The sequence below is a fragment of the Tepidiphilus margaritifer DSM 15129 genome (assembly GCF_000425565.1).
Lineage (GTDB): Bacteria > Pseudomonadota > Gammaproteobacteria > Burkholderiales > Rhodocyclaceae > Tepidiphilus > Tepidiphilus margaritifer.
Genome location: NZ_AUDR01000016.1, coordinates 103,965 through 117,021 on the forward strand (window position 1 = coordinate 103,965; position 13,057 = coordinate 117,021).

General features: G+C 62.8%; 11 protein-coding genes and 1 tRNA gene. 5 read left to right on the forward strand and 7 right to left on the reverse strand.

All coding sequences use genetic code 11. The features are described from left to right. Window position 1: 1 nt before the first annotated feature. From H607_RS0106210 to lnt, 4 genes are read left to right on the forward strand one after another with little or no spacing between them, the layout of a single operon-like run. Window positions 2-964, forward strand: a complete 963-nt coding sequence (locus H607_RS0106210) for a PhoH family protein (protein WP_037989804.1) — start codon at window positions 2-4, stop codon at window positions 962-964. Between the two features lie 5 nt (window positions 965-969). Further along, window positions 970-1,410, forward strand: coding sequence for an rRNA maturation RNase YbeY (gene ybeY / locus H607_RS0106215; protein ID WP_425426888.1), 441 nt, complete (start codon window positions 970-972; stop codon window positions 1,408-1,410). Further along, window positions 1,407-2,261, forward strand: coding sequence for a CorC family transporter (locus H607_RS0106220; RefSeq protein ID WP_028874714.1), 855 nt, complete (start codon window positions 1,407-1,409; stop codon window positions 2,259-2,261). Before ybeY ends, H607_RS0106220 begins: the two co-directional genes overlap by 4 nt. Before the next feature lie 2 nt (window positions 2,262-2,263). Next, a complete protein-coding gene (lnt, locus tag H607_RS0106225) occupies window positions 2,264-3,799 on the forward strand; it encodes an apolipoprotein N-acyltransferase (protein WP_051240719.1) in 1,536 nt (511 codons plus the stop codon). On the opposite strand, the gene H607_RS0106230 is transcribed toward lnt, so the two are convergent. Then, a complete protein-coding gene (locus tag H607_RS0106230; protein WP_037989806.1) occupies window positions 3,756-4,367 on the reverse strand; it encodes a LysE family translocator in 612 nt (203 codons plus the stop codon). The genes lnt and H607_RS0106230 overlap by 44 nt on opposite strands. Before the next feature lie 251 nt (window positions 4,368-4,618). On the opposite strand from H607_RS0106230, the gene H607_RS0106235 reads away from it, so the two are divergent. Beyond that, on the forward strand, window positions 4,619-5,890 hold the full coding sequence (locus tag H607_RS0106235) for a bifunctional O-acetylhomoserine aminocarboxypropyltransferase/cysteine synthase (protein ID WP_028874717.1): 1,272 nt from the start codon (window positions 4,619-4,621) through the stop codon (window positions 5,888-5,890). A 48-nt stretch (window positions 5,891-5,938) separates the two neighbouring features. Here the strand turns inward: H607_RS0106235 and H607_RS12000 are convergent, their stop codons facing one another. The 6 genes from H607_RS12000 to clpX all read right to left on the reverse strand — a co-directional run bounded on the left by H607_RS12000 (window position 5,939) and on the right by clpX (window position 13,052). Next, a complete protein-coding gene (locus H607_RS12000; RefSeq protein ID WP_051240721.1) occupies window positions 5,939-7,312 on the reverse strand; it encodes a UDP-glucose dehydrogenase family protein in 1,374 nt (457 codons plus the stop codon). 31 nt (window positions 7,313-7,343) lie between these two features. After that, the gene (locus H607_RS0106245) at window positions 7,344-8,651 is read right to left on the reverse strand and encodes a sensor domain-containing diguanylate cyclase (RefSeq protein ID WP_028874718.1); all 1,308 of its coding nucleotides are present in this window, start codon (window positions 8,649-8,651) and stop codon (window positions 7,344-7,346) included. Beyond that, window positions 8,652-9,002: a hypothetical protein gene (locus H607_RS12005; RefSeq protein WP_037989807.1), complete on the reverse strand. Its 351-nt coding sequence runs from the start codon at window positions 9,000-9,002 to the stop codon at window positions 8,652-8,654. Between the two features lie 59 nt (window positions 9,003-9,061). Beyond that, a tRNA-Val gene (locus H607_RS0106255) sits at window positions 9,062-9,137 on the reverse strand. A 57-nt stretch (window positions 9,138-9,194) separates the two neighbouring features. Further along, on the reverse strand, window positions 9,195-11,636 hold the full coding sequence (lon, locus tag H607_RS0106260) for an endopeptidase La (protein WP_028874719.1): 2,442 nt from the start codon (window positions 11,634-11,636) through the stop codon (window positions 9,195-9,197). 141 nt (window positions 11,637-11,777) lie between these two features. Then, window positions 11,778-13,052 (reverse strand): ATP-dependent Clp protease ATP-binding subunit ClpX, encoded by a 1,275-nt coding sequence (gene clpX, locus H607_RS0106265; RefSeq protein ID WP_028874720.1) that lies wholly within the window; start codon window positions 13,050-13,052, stop codon window positions 11,778-11,780. Between the last annotated feature and the right edge of the window lie 5 nt (window positions 13,053-13,057).

The window sequence follows — 13,057 nt, forward strand, 5'->3', positions numbered from 1 at the left end:
GATGCAGTACCTGGAGTGGGACATCGAGCCGCTCGACAACGCGCGGCTCGCAAACCTGTGCGGGGTGCTCGACGAGAACCTGCGCCAGATCGAATCGGCATTCGACGTGACGATCGCACGGCGTAGCGGCCATTTCACCCTCGCGGGGGCGCCGGCGCAGACGAGGCTCGCGCTCGACGTCCTGCAGCGCTTGTGGGCTCGCGCCGGACAAGAGCTCTCGCTCGATGACATCCAACTCGGCGTGATCGAACGCCTGAGCGATGCGAACGAGGTGACGACCGAGGAAGGCGCGGTGCCGCAGCTGCGCACGCGCAAGGGGGCGATCGGCGGGCGCACGCCGCGTCAGGTGGCCTATCTGCGCGCGATCCAGTCGCACGACATCACCTTCGGCATCGGCCCGGCTGGTACCGGCAAGACCTATCTCGCGGTGGCGGCGGCCGTCGACGCCTTCGAGCGCGAACAGATCGAGCGCATCGTGCTCACGCGCCCGGCGGTGGAGGCCGGCGAGCGGCTCGGTTTCCTGCCCGGCGATCTGGCCCAGAAGGTCGATCCGTACCTTCGCCCGCTCTACGACGCGCTCTACGACCTCTTCGGTTTCGAGCGCGTGGGCAAACTCTTCGAACGCGGCGCGATCGAGATCGCACCGCTCGCCTTCATGCGCGGGCGTACGCTCAATCACGCCTTCATCATTCTGGACGAGGCGCAGAACACCACGCCCGAGCAGATGAAGATGTTCCTGACGCGCATCGGCATCGGCTCCAAGGCGGTCATCACGGGCGATCTCACCCAGATCGACCTGCCGCGCGGCACGAAGAGCGGTCTTGCGCAGGCGCGTGAGGTACTCGCCGAGGTACGCGGCATCGCGTTTACCCGGTTTCTCAAGGAAGACGTGGTGCGTCACCCCTTGGTGGCGCGCATCGTCGAGGCCTATGACCGTCACGGCAGCGAAGGACGGGAGCGGTGAAGCGCCTGCGCCTGAGCTATCAGCGGGTCTGCTCCGCCGAAGTCCCGCCGCGCGCCGAGGTGCTGCGCTGGGCGCGCGCCGCCTTGCAGAAGGGCGAGGCGCAGGTGACGGTGCGTTTCGTCGATGCCGAGGAAGGGCGTGAGTTGAACCGGCGTTTTCGCGGCAAGGATTACGCCACCAACGTGCTTTCTTTCGTCTATGATGTGCCGGAAGAAGCCGGATTGATGGGAGATCTGGTGCTGTGCGCGCCCGTGGTAGCGCGTGAGGCTGCGGAGCAGGGCAAGCCGCTGGAGGCGCACTACGCGCACCTGATCGTGCATGGTATGCTGCACCTGCAAGGATATGACCACGAGGACGAAGCACAGGCGGCCGAGATGGAGGCGCTCGAGCGCGACGTGCTCGGACGGCTCGGTTTCCCCGACCCCTATGCCGACGAGGAGCGATGAAAGACGACGACGAACCTTCCCATCGTAGCTGGTGGGATCGACTGACGGCGTTCTGGTCGCGCGAACCCGAGACGCGCGAGGAATTGCTGGAAGTGCTGCACTCGGCCTGCGAGCGCAACCTGTTTGATGCCGAGGCCCTCTCCATCATCGAAGGTGCCTTGGCCATCTCGGAGCTGCGCGTGCGCGACGTGATGGTGCCGCGCAGCCAGATGGACGTGATTCGCATCGACGATCCGATCGAAGAGATCGCGCGTTTCGCAGCGGAAACAAATCATTCGCGTTTTCCGGCGATCGGCGAGAGCAAGGACGACGTCATCGGTATTTTTCTCGCCAAGGACCTGATCCGTTATTTCGCCGGTTTCCCCTTCGATCTGCGTGACAGCCTGCGTCCGGCCGTGTTCGTGCCCGAATCCAAACGGCTGGATCTGCTGCTGCGCGAGTTCCGCCGCCGCCGCAACCACATGGCCATCGTCGCTGACGAATACGGCGGAGTGAGCGGCCTGGTGACGATCGAAGACGTGCTCGAGCAGATCGTCGGCGAGATCGAGGACGAATACGACTTCGACGAGCCGGAAGACGCCATCCGGCTGGAAGCGGACGGCAGCTATCGCGTCAAGGCGACGATGGAGCTCATCGACTTCAACGATGCGTTCGGGACAGAGTTCTCCGACGAGGAGAGCGACACCATCGGCGGACTCGTGATCCATCGGCTCGGGCGCCTGCCGCAGCGCGGTGAATGCGTCGACATCGACGGTTGGACCTTCGAGGTGCTGCGCGCCGACAGCCGCCGGTTGCACTGGCTGCGGGTGCGGCCACCGACCAGGACAGGCGGAGCGACGGAACCGGAGTGAGGGTGAGCCTGACCGCCCGGTTGCCGCGCCTCGTCCTGCGCGGCCGCGCATTGCCGTCTTGGGCAGCGGTGTGTCTGATCGTCGCTGCCGGCGCGAGTGCCCCTTGGGCTTTCGCCCCGACCGAGGCCTTCTGGTGGTTGCCCGTTGCGCTCCTTCCCCTCTTGTTCGCGTTGAATCATGCGAGCCCACGCCAAGCCATGGTCGCGGCCCTTCTCTGGGCCTGGCCCTATTTCTTTGTAGGAGTGGGGTGGTTGTCGGTGGCGCTCGCGCGTTACGGCGGTCTTCCTTGGCCGGCGGCCTGGGCGTCGGTGGCGCTCTTCGCGGCCTATCTCGCCGCCTGGTGGGCGCTGGCCGCATGGCTTACCGTGCGCTGGTCTCCGGCAGGAAGCGCTTTTCGCCGGGCGGTTTTCACGGCGGCAGTCTTCACGGCTGCCGAATGGGTTCGCGGCTGGGCCTTCACGGGCTTTCCTTGGCTCAGCCCCGGTCTGAGCCAGACGCCGCCCAGCCCTCTGGCGGGATTCTATCCGCTCGTCGGATCGCTGGGGGTGGGGTTTCTTCTCTTCGCGCTTGCCGGGATCATCGCGTTTGGCATGCCTTGGCGACGCTGGCTGCCGCTCGTCGCCCTCGTGGCCGTGCTCGGCGGTGCGCTGCGTGGCGTGGAATGGACCCGACCGCTGGGCGCGCCGCTGGCGGTGAGTTTGGTACAGCCGGCGATTCCCCAGGATCAGAAATGGGACGGGGCGCTGCTGGGACGTCACCTCTGGCGTCAGGCCGAGCTGATCGCACAGACGCGCGGCACGCTGGTGGTATTGCCCGAAACCTCCCTGCCGTTGCTCGACGTGCAGATCCCCGACGAATGGCACGGCCTCGTGGCGCAGGCCTTGGGCGAGGATCGCACCGTGCTCTATGGCGCCTTCACGCGCGATGAAGCGGGAGTCATCCACAATTCGGCGGTGGCACAGGGCAAGGCCGCACCTTTTGCCTATCACAAGCGTCACCTCGTTCCGTTCGGTGAGTATTCGCCGCCGCTCTTCGGCTGGTTTTTCCGCGCCTTGTCGATTCCGATGTCGAACCAAGGCCCGGGCGAGCCCCTTCAGCCGTTCTTGCGCGTAGGCGAGACGGCCGCCGCCGTCGACATCTGCTACGAGAGCGCGTTTGCCGACCTCATCGCCGGCGACGTGCGCGCCGGTGCCACCTGGCTCCTCAACCTCTCCAACCTCGCGTGGTACGACCGCAGCGCAGCGCAGGCCCAACACGCGCAGATCGGCAAGGTGCGCGCGCTGGAAACCGCTCGCCCGTGGGTCCAAGCGACCAATACCGGCGTGAGCGGGGGGTTCGACGCCGATGGCCGAGTGCTCGGGGTCTTGCCCGAATGGCGTGAAGGAATCGTGGATTTGCTGGTGCAGGGCAGGGAAGGGCTTACTCCCTTCGTTTGGTTGGGCGGGGAATTATCGGTCCTCGTGGTCGTATCGATGTTAGGAATCCTTGCACGATTCAGGCGAGGGCAACGCTCGCCATTTTCACCGCCAAACCAATGAGTGCCACGCCGACGAAGCGCTCGAACCATTTCAGTCGTAACCTCAGCCAGTCGAGAATCCTGGGCGAAGAAAACGTCCACGCCACGAAGGCGAACCAGAGGAAGGATTCCATCACGAGAAGCGCGAAGATCGACAGATTTTCGCGTAGACTCATGTTCGGTTTCAGGATTTGAGACAAGATCGAACCGAAATAGACCATGGCCTTGGGATTGAGCAGGTTCGTCAAAAAACCGGTGAGAAAAGCTTTGCCCTTTTGCCGCTGCGGGTCGGCTTCTGGTAGGGTGCCTTGCGAAGTGAGGCATTGGATACCGAGGTACGCCAGATAGGCGGCTCCGACAACGGAAAGGAGCCACGACAGCATCGGTAAGGCATGCAAGAGCAGAGACAATCCCAAGAGACAAGAGAGAACGTAGAGACCGATGGCCGAGGCCACGCCAGCGGCCGCGGCAATTCCTGCGCCTCGACCCGAGACGATGGACAAGCGAGTGACCACGGCGAAGTCTGGCCCTGGCGAAATCAAGGCCATGGCATGAATCGTCAGAACCAGGAGCAGCGCGTGTGGAGACATGGCGAAATCTTACACGACCCAAACGAGATCGGGTCGTCGTTCCGATAAAAGCGTGATAATTTGTATTATGTAAAATAGACTTTACGACGGAGAGGCAGCGTCAGCCTCCGAAGGCGGCACGGTGTCCGGATAGGTAGCCACGCCTCGGCCGATCCGGAGCATCCGGGAATAAGGACATGTCCATTCCCCCCGCTGTCCGCTTCCAGTCATCGTGCTATATTCCCGCACACCATCCCCCAGGAGACCGTTTCATGCGCATCGAGACGCTCGCCGTCCATGGCGGCTATACGCCCGATCCGACCACCAAAGCCGTGGCGGTACCGATCTACCAAACCACGTCCTACGCCTTCGACGACACGCAGCACGGCGCGGATCTCTTCGATCTCAAGGTGCCGGGTAACATCTATACCCGAATCATGAACCCGACCTGCGACGTGCTGGAAAAGCGCGTCGCGGCCATGGAAGGTGGCATCGCGGGTCTGGCACTCGCCTCGGGCATGGCGGCCATCACCTATGCCATCCAGACGATCGCCGAAGTTGGCGACAACATAGTGAGTTCGGCCACGCTCTATGGCGGCACCTACAACCTCTTCGCCCACACCCTGCCGAAGTACGGCATCGAGGTGCGCTTCGCCGACCATCGCGATCCGGCTTCCTTCGCCCGTCTCATCGATGACAAGACCAAGGCGATCTTCTGCGAATCGATCGGCAATCCGCTCGGCAACATCACCGACTTCGAGCGGCTCGCGGCGATCGCCCACGAGCACGGCCTTCCGCTCATCGTCGACAACACCGTCCCCTCCCCTTACCTCTGCCGTCCCTTCGAGCACGGCGCCGACATCGTGGTGCATTCGCTCACCAAGTACCTCGGCGGACACGGGAATTCCATCGGCGGGATGATCGTCGACAGCGGCAAGTTTCCCTGGGCCGAGCACAAAACGCGCTTCCGCATGCTGGTCGAGCCCGATCCGTCGTATCACGGCGTGAGCTACACGGAAAGCTTCGGTGCTGCGGCCTACATCGCCCGGGCGCGCGTGGTGCCCTTGCGCAACATGGGCGCGGCGCTCAGCCCCTTCAACGCCTTCCTCATTCTGCAGGGAATCGAGACCTTGCCGCTGCGCATGGATCGCATCTGCGACAATGCCGTGCGCATCGCCAACTTCCTGCGCACTCACCAGAAAGTGGGTTGGGTCAATTACGCCGGACTGCCGGATCATCCCGATCATGCCCTGGTGCAGAAGTACCTCGGCGGCCGCGCCTCCGGCATCCTCACCTTCGGTGTCAAGGGTGGCCGGGAATCCGGTGCCCGCTTCCAGGATGCGCTCAAGCTCGTGACCCGGCTCGTGAACATCGGCGATGCGAAAACGCTCGCCTGCCATCCGGCGTCCACCACGCACCGCCAGCTCTCGGCCGAAGAGCTGAAAAAGGCCGGCGTGAGCGAAGACATGATCCGGCTGTCGGTAGGGATCGAACACGTCGACGACCTGATCGCGGATCTCGACCAGGCGCTCGCCGCTGCCTAACCCTGCCCTCCCCCGCCTAGGCGGGGGTGAGGCACCCCTCTCGGCGGATCAAAGCGCAACCGCCCTGCTCTCTTCCCCTGCAAGCGCATTCGCCCGCCCGATGCCGACGTAGGCGATTCCCAGCCGCTGGAGCTGCTGCGGATCGTACTGGTTGCGCCCGTCGAAGATCATGGGCGTTTTCAGGAGCCGTTTGATCGCCGCGAAATCGGGATGGCGGAAGGGTTTCCATTCGGTCACCAGGACCATGGCGTCGGCTTCTTCGAGCGCGTCGTACTGATGGCGGGTGAAGACGAGGCGACCCTCGTCGAACCATTGCGCCGGGAATACTCGTCGTGCGTTGTCCATGGCGACCGGATCGTAGGCGCGCACCCGGGCCCCGCGCCCGATCAGGCCTTGGATGAGCGGAATCGACGGCGCTTCGCGCATGTCGTCGGTCCCCGGCTTGAATGCAAGCCCCCACACGCCGAAAGTCCGTCCGGTGAGGTCTTCGCCGAAACGGGCGACGATTTTTTCTTCCAGTACCCGCTTCTGCTTGGCGTTGCGCTCTTCCACCGCCGCGAGCACTTCCGGTTCGACCCCGGCTGCCTGCGCCATGGCGATGAGCGCCTTGACATCCTTGGGAAAACACGAACCGCCGTAGCCGCAGCCCGGATAGATGAAGTGGTAGCCGATGCGGTGATCCGCTCCGATGCCCAAGCGGACATTCTCCACATCGACGCCGTAGCGCTCGCACAATGCCGCGATCTCGTTCATGAAAGAGATCTTGGTGGCGAGCATGGCGTTGGCGGCGTACTTCGTCATCTCGGCATCGCGCACGCCCATGTGGATGACGCGCTGGTGGCTGCGGTTGAAGGGCGCGTAGAGCTCGGCCATGCGCTCGCGCGCCGCCTCCGAATCCGTACCGACGATGATGCGGTCCGGGCGCATGAAATCCTCGACCGCAGCGCCTTCCTTGAGGAATTCAGGGTTGGAAACGACATCGAACGGGATCGACACGCCACGCGCATCGAGCTCTGCCTGGATCGCACGGCGCACTCGCTCGGCGGTTCCCACGGGAACCGTGGATTTGTCGACGATCACGCTGTAGCGCGAAAGCCGCCGACCGATATCGCGCGCGACCGTGAGCACGTGCTGCAGGTCGGCCGAGCCGTCTTCGAGCGGAGGGGTGCCTACGGCGATGAAGAGCACGTCGCACTCGGCCATCGCCTCGCCCAGATCGGTGGTGAAACGCAGCCGCCCTTCTTGGTAGTTGCGCTCGACGATCTCCTCGAGCCCCGGCTCGTAGATGGGCAGCTTCCCGGCTTTCAGCCCTTCGATCTTGGCCGCATCGACATCGACGCACCATACTTCATTGCCCATCTCGGCGAAACACGCCCCCGTCACGAGACCGACGTAGCCGGTCCCGATTACGCACAAATCCATTGAATTCCCCTCTATTCGTGGCAATGACAAGTTACTGATCTTCCGGAGCGATCCAAACCAAGTGGTCTCGCCCATATTCTTTGGCGCGATAGAGCGCCCGGTCGGCGCGGGCGAACACGTCGTCGATCGTGCGATCGCTGATTGCAAACGAGGTGCCGCCGGCGCTCACCGTATAGCGGATCGCATGGCCTTCGAAGACGACGACGCTTTGGCGGATCGTGCGTAGAAGCCGCTCCATCGCCGCTATGGCCGCGCGATCATCGGTTTGCGGCAACAGGATGCCGAACTCCTCTCCGCCCAGTCGACCACAGACGTCCATCTGCCGCAGGGTTTGTCGCACCGTCTGGGCGAAATGGCGCAGCACGGCATCTCCTGCGGCATGCCCAAGCGTGTCGTTGATGCGTTTGAAGTAATCGAGATCGATGAGGCAAAAGGAAGAATTGATCGCAAATCCGGAACGAACGACGCGCTGAAACTCCTTGTTCATGGCATCGAGAAAGGCCCGACGGTTGGGCAGCTCGGTGAGGGGATCGGTCATGGCCATGCGTTCGAGCCGTTCCTCGAGCAGCACCTGGTCGGTCACGTCGCGATAGGTGGCGATGTAGCGCAAAGGCCGCCCCTCGTTGTCGGTGACAGGGGCGATGGTCACGTCGTGGTGGCGCAATTCCCCTGTTGCCGTCTTGTTCACCATCCTTCCTTGCCAGACTGCCCCCCGGGAAATCGTCTCCCATAATTCCCGGTAAAACGATTCCGTCTGAACGCCACTATGAAAGAGAAGTCCTGCCCGCGTACCGATGAGTTCGTCCGCGCTGTAACCCGTGATCTGCTCGAGCGCCGGGTTGACCCATTCGACGGTGCCGTCGGCCGCGGCGATCATGATGCCCACCGGCGCATGACGCAGCGCCGCGGTCAGAAGGCGATCTCGCTGGATTTTTTCTTCTTCTTGGGTCACGTCGCGTGACACGCCGATCGCGCGCAGCGCCCATCCCGTTTGCGGGTCGCGGTCGCATACCTGGCCACGATCTTCGAGCCACAGGATGCGGCCATCCGGTGTTCGAATACGGTAACGCTGCTGATAAATTGCGGTTTTTCCTTTCAGGAGATCGATGAGGGCCGAGCGCACCTTGAGCCAGTCGTCGGGATGGACGAAAGAACGCCATTGAGCAAAACTGAGGCGGACGGGCTCGCTGCCTAAGCCTACCCACCGACTCCATTGAGCATCGAGCCAGGCAGTTTCATGCACGAAATCCAGATCCCACGTCGCCAGCTCCGCCGCTTCCAACGCGAGCCGTAGGCGCGTCTCGAGCCGAGATGAGGACGAGACGGGATCCTGCCGCATTTACGTCCCTTTTTCAGGCAGGAGTCCACGGGATTCCGCTTCCTCGTAGATTGCCCGCGCCACGGCCTTCCACACGGGGCCACCGTGGAGCTCCTCTCCCATGCTCGCGGCCGAGGCCATGGTTTGGAACATGAGGGCGATGAGCCCCAAGAGCTCGGCGCGTACGCGCGGCTCGAGCGAAGACGAATAGAAATGCTGCGAGATTTTGTGCGGGTCGGTGTCGAGCGCTTCGCGCGCCAGTTCCCGCATCTGTTTGGCGTTGGACGGATCGATACCGAGCACGGCGAGCTTGGCCGCGATGGCGCTCTCCAGCGTTTCCACGTTGCGTGCCAGAAACGTCGGTTGCACCATTACCAGCCCTCTCGCTCATGTCTCGATCGCTCAATGATAGCACGGCCGAGAAAGAGCGATGGTGGGTGCTGACGGACTCGAACCGCCGACATTCGCCTTGTAAGGGCGACGCTCTACCAACTGAGCTAAGCACCCGCTGCAAGCGCCGGCAATGGTATCATCACCGGCCCTGCTTGGCAAACGAAGCAAAACTCAATGCGGCAATTCGCTTGCCGCCGGGCTCACGCCCGTGCTCGTGGTACTACTCGCGGCAATGACTGGCGTCGCAACGGGTGGTTCACTCGCGGGGGCCAAGGGTTCGGGCTTGCGCTCGAGGGCGAGCTCGAGCACCTGCTCGATCCAGCGCACGGGAATGATCTCGAGCGCGCTTTTGACGTTTTCGGGGATCTCGGCCAGATCCTTGACGTTCTCCTCGGGGATGAGCACCTTACGGATGCCACCGCGCACCGCGGCGAGCAGCTTCTCCTTGAGCCCGCCGATCGCCAGCACCTCGCCGCGTAAGGTGATCTCGCCGGTCATGGCCACGTCGCAGCGCACCGGAATCTCGGTGAGCGCGGACACCAGCGCCGTGGTGATGGCGATGCCCGCTGAAGGGCCGTCTTTGGGGATGGCGCCTTCGGGCAAGTGCACGTGCACGTCGGTCTTCTCGTAGAAATCTTCGGGAATACCGAGCTTGCGCGCGCGCTTGCGCACCACGGTGATGGCTGCCTGGATGGACTCCTGCATGACCTCGCCGAGTTTGCCCGTGGTGATGACCTTGCCCTTGCCCGGCATCACCGCGGCTTCCACGGTAAGGAGCTCACCACCGACTTCGGTCCAGGCAAGTCCAGTGACTTGTCCGACCTGGTTCTCCTTCTCGGCCACGCCGAAGGTGTATTTGCGCACGCCCAGATAGGTTTCGAGATCAGCCGAATCCACCGTGACAGGGGCTTTCAGCGCTTTCAACAGCAACCCTTTGATCACCTTGCGGCAGATCTTGGAGATCTCGCGCTCGAGACTGCGTACGCCGGCTTCCCGCGTGTAGTAGCGCACGATGTCGCGGATCGCCGCAGTGGTGACGCTGAGCTCGTTCTTCTTCACTCCGTTGAGTTTCATCTGCTTGGGCAGCAGATAGCGCTCGGCGATGGCGATCTTCTCGTCCTCGGTGTAGCCGGAGAGGCGAATCACCTCCATGCGATCGAGCAGCGGCGCCGGAATGTTGAGCGTATTGGCCGTAGCCACGAACATCACTTCCGAGAGGTCGAAATCGACCTCGACGTAGTGGTCCTGGAAGGCATGGTTTTGCTCGGGGTCGAGCACTTCCAGCAGCGCCGAGCTCGGATCACCACGAAAATCCATGCCGATCTTGTCGACTTCATCGAGCAGGAAGAGCGGGTTCTTCACGCCGACCTTGATGAGACTCTGGATGATGCGCCCCGGCATGGCGCCGATATAGGTGCGCCGATGGCCGCGGATCTCGGCTTCGTCGCGCACCCCGCCCAGCGCCATACGCACGAACTTGCGCCCCGTGGCGCGTGCCATCGACTGCCCGAGCGAGGTCTTGCCCACGCCGGGAGGACCGACGAGACACAGGATGGGGGCCTTGACGACGTCGACGCGCTTTTGCACGGCGAGGTACTCGACGATGCGTTCCTTGACTTTTTCCAGGCCGTAGTGATCGGTATCGAGGATCTTCTGCGCCCGAGCCAAATCCAGGCGTACGCGTGTGCGCTTGTTCCACGGCAAGCTCACGAGCACGTCGAGATAGTTGCGCACCACGGTGGCTTCGGCCGACATGGGCGACATCATGCGCAGCTTCTTGAGCTCGGCCTCGGCTTTTTCTTGCACCTCCTTGGGCATGCCGGCGGCCTTGATTTTCTTCTCGAGCTCCTCGAGTTCGGCCTGTTCGTCGCCCTCGCCGAGCTCCTTCTGGATCGCCTTGACCTGCTCATTGAGGTAGAACTCGCGCTGGGATTTCTCCATCTGGCGCTTGACCCGGCTGCGGATGCGCTTCTCGACTTCGAGAATGTCGATCTCGGCCTCGAGCAGCGCGAGCAGGCGCTCCATGCGGGGCACGAGCGCAGTGATTTCGAGCAGCTCTTGTTTCTTGTCGATCTTCAGCGGCAGATGGGCAGCGATGATGTCGGTGAGATGCTCGGGATCTTCGAGCGCCGCGAGCGAGGCAACGAGCTCTTGAGGCAGCTTCTGGTTGAGCTTGACGTACTCCTCGAAGGCCGACAGCAGCGAGCGGCGTAGCGCCTCGGTCTCGCGGGCATCCCCGCTCTGGGTTTCCAGGGGCTCAGCCAAGGCGACGAAAGTGTCGCCTTCTTCGAGGATGCGATCGAAACGCGCGCGCTGCCGTCCTTCGATGAGCACCTTGACCGTGCCGTCGGGCAGTTTGAGCATCTGCAGCACGTGGGCGATGCAGCCGAGCGTGAAGATGTCCTCGGGACCGGGATCGTCCTTGGCGGCGTCTTTCTGGGTGGCGAGCACGAGCCGGCCGCCATTTTCCATGGCACGCTCGAGCGCCTTGATGGACTTAGGTCGCCCCACGAAAAGCGGGATGACCATGTGGGGGAACACCACCACGTCGCGCAAAGGCAGCAACGGCAGGTGTTCGAGGGTTTTCCCCTGGGCTTGGATGATTTCTGTCATGGGTGAAAATCCTGATGAGGCGAGGAATCGCTACCGTGCAATATGGTAGCTTGGGGAGCAAAAATCAAGGGGGGAAAACGCATTGGCAGCGGAGCCAGGAGCGGGCTCCGCACCAAATGGAGGTAAAAACAGACAGACGGCTCAGTTCGCGCCGCTGACGCGGGCTTCCTCGCCGCTGAGCTTGAGGGGGGGTGTGCCTTGCGTCACGGTGGATTCTTCGATGATGATCTTGCGCACTCCCTCACTGCTGAGGTTGGGCAGATCGAACATCAGGTCGAGCAACACCTCTTCCATGATGGAACGCAGGCCCCGTGCACCTGTACGACGCTCGATGGCTTTACGAGCGATCGCCCGGATGGCTCCGGGAGTGAATTCGAGCTCCACGCCTTCCATCTCGAACAGTTTGCGGTATTGCTTGACGAGCGCGTTCTTCGGCTCGGTCTCGATGCGTATGAGCGCTTCTTCGTCGAGCTCCTCGAGCGGCACGATCACCGGCAAGCGTCCGACGAATTCGGGAATCAGCCCGAAACGCACGAGATCGTCGGGTTCGACCTGACGCAGCAATTCGGATTTCTTGCGCTCCTTCTTGCTGGCCACGGAAGCCCCAAAGCCAATACCGGCCGCTTCCGTGCGTTGTTCGACGATCTTTTCCAGCCCTTCGAACGCGCCGCCGCAGATGAAGAGGATATTGGTGGTGTCGAGCTGGATGAAATCTTGGTTCGGATGCTTGCGCCCCCCCTGCGGCGGCACGGAGGCGACCGTCCCTTCGATGAGTTTCAGGAGCGCCTGCTGCACGCCCTCGCCCGAGACATCGCGCGTGATCGAGGGATTCTCGGATTTGCGGGTGATCTTGTCGATCTCGTCGATGAAAACGATGCCCCGCTTGGCCCGTTCGACGTCGAAGTCGCAGGTCTGGAGCAAACGGGCGAGGATGTTCTCCACGTCTTCGCCCACGTAGCCTGCCTCGGTGAGCGTGGTGGCATCGGCGATGGCGAACGGGACGTCGAGCTTGCGTGCGAGCGTCTGCGCGAGCAGCGTCTTGCCCGAACCCGTAGGCCCGATGAGCAGGATGTTGCTCTTGGCGATCTCCACCTCGTCGTCGCGCCCCGCGAGCGCCAGGCGCTTGTAGTGGTTATACACCGCGACCGACAATACGCGTTTGGCGTAATCCTGACCAATGACGTATTGATCGAGATAATCGACGAGCTCCTTGGGAGTGGGTAGCCGCCGCTCTCCATCGGCCGCCGTACCGTGCTCCTCGGCCAGATCTTGACGCACGATGTCGTTGCACAGCTCGATGCACTCGTTGCAGATATACACCGACGGGCCGGCGATGAGCTTCTTGACCTCGTGCTGGCTCTTGCCGCAGAAGGAACAGTAGAATTCGCCGCTGTCGCTGCGTTTGCTTTTTGCCATGGTTT

Bases quoted from the DNA above. Each gene is read 5' to 3' on its own strand.
- H607_RS0106210 (WP_037989804.1), top strand. From the start codon at position 2: ATGCAGTACCTGGAGTGGGACATCGAGCCGCTCGACAACGCGCGGCTC.
- H607_RS0106220 (WP_028874714.1), top strand. From the start codon at position 1,407: ATGAAAGACGACGACGAACCTTCCCATCGTAGCTGGTGGGATCGACTG.
- H607_RS0106230 (WP_037989806.1), bottom strand. From the start codon at position 4,367: ATGTCTCCACACGCGCTGCTCCTGGTTCTGACGATTCATGCCATGGCC.
- H607_RS0106235 (WP_028874717.1), top strand. From the start codon at position 4,619: ATGCGCATCGAGACGCTCGCCGTCCATGGCGGCTATACGCCCGATCCG.
- H607_RS12000 (WP_051240721.1), bottom strand. From the start codon at position 7,312: ATGGATTTGTGCGTAATCGGGACCGGCTACGTCGGTCTCGTGACGGGG.
- H607_RS0106245 (WP_028874718.1), bottom strand. From the start codon at position 8,651: ATGCGGCAGGATCCCGTCTCGTCCTCATCTCGGCTCGAGACGCGCCTA.
- H607_RS12005 (WP_037989807.1), bottom strand. From the start codon at position 9,002: ATGGTGCAACCGACGTTTCTGGCACGCAACGTGGAAACGCTGGAGAGC.
- lon (WP_028874719.1), bottom strand. From the start codon at position 11,636: ATGACAGAAATCATCCAAGCCCAGGGGAAAACCCTCGAACACCTGCCG.
- clpX (WP_028874720.1), bottom strand. From the start codon at position 13,052: ATGGCAAAAAGCAAACGCAGCGACAGCGGCGAATTCTACTGTTCCTTC.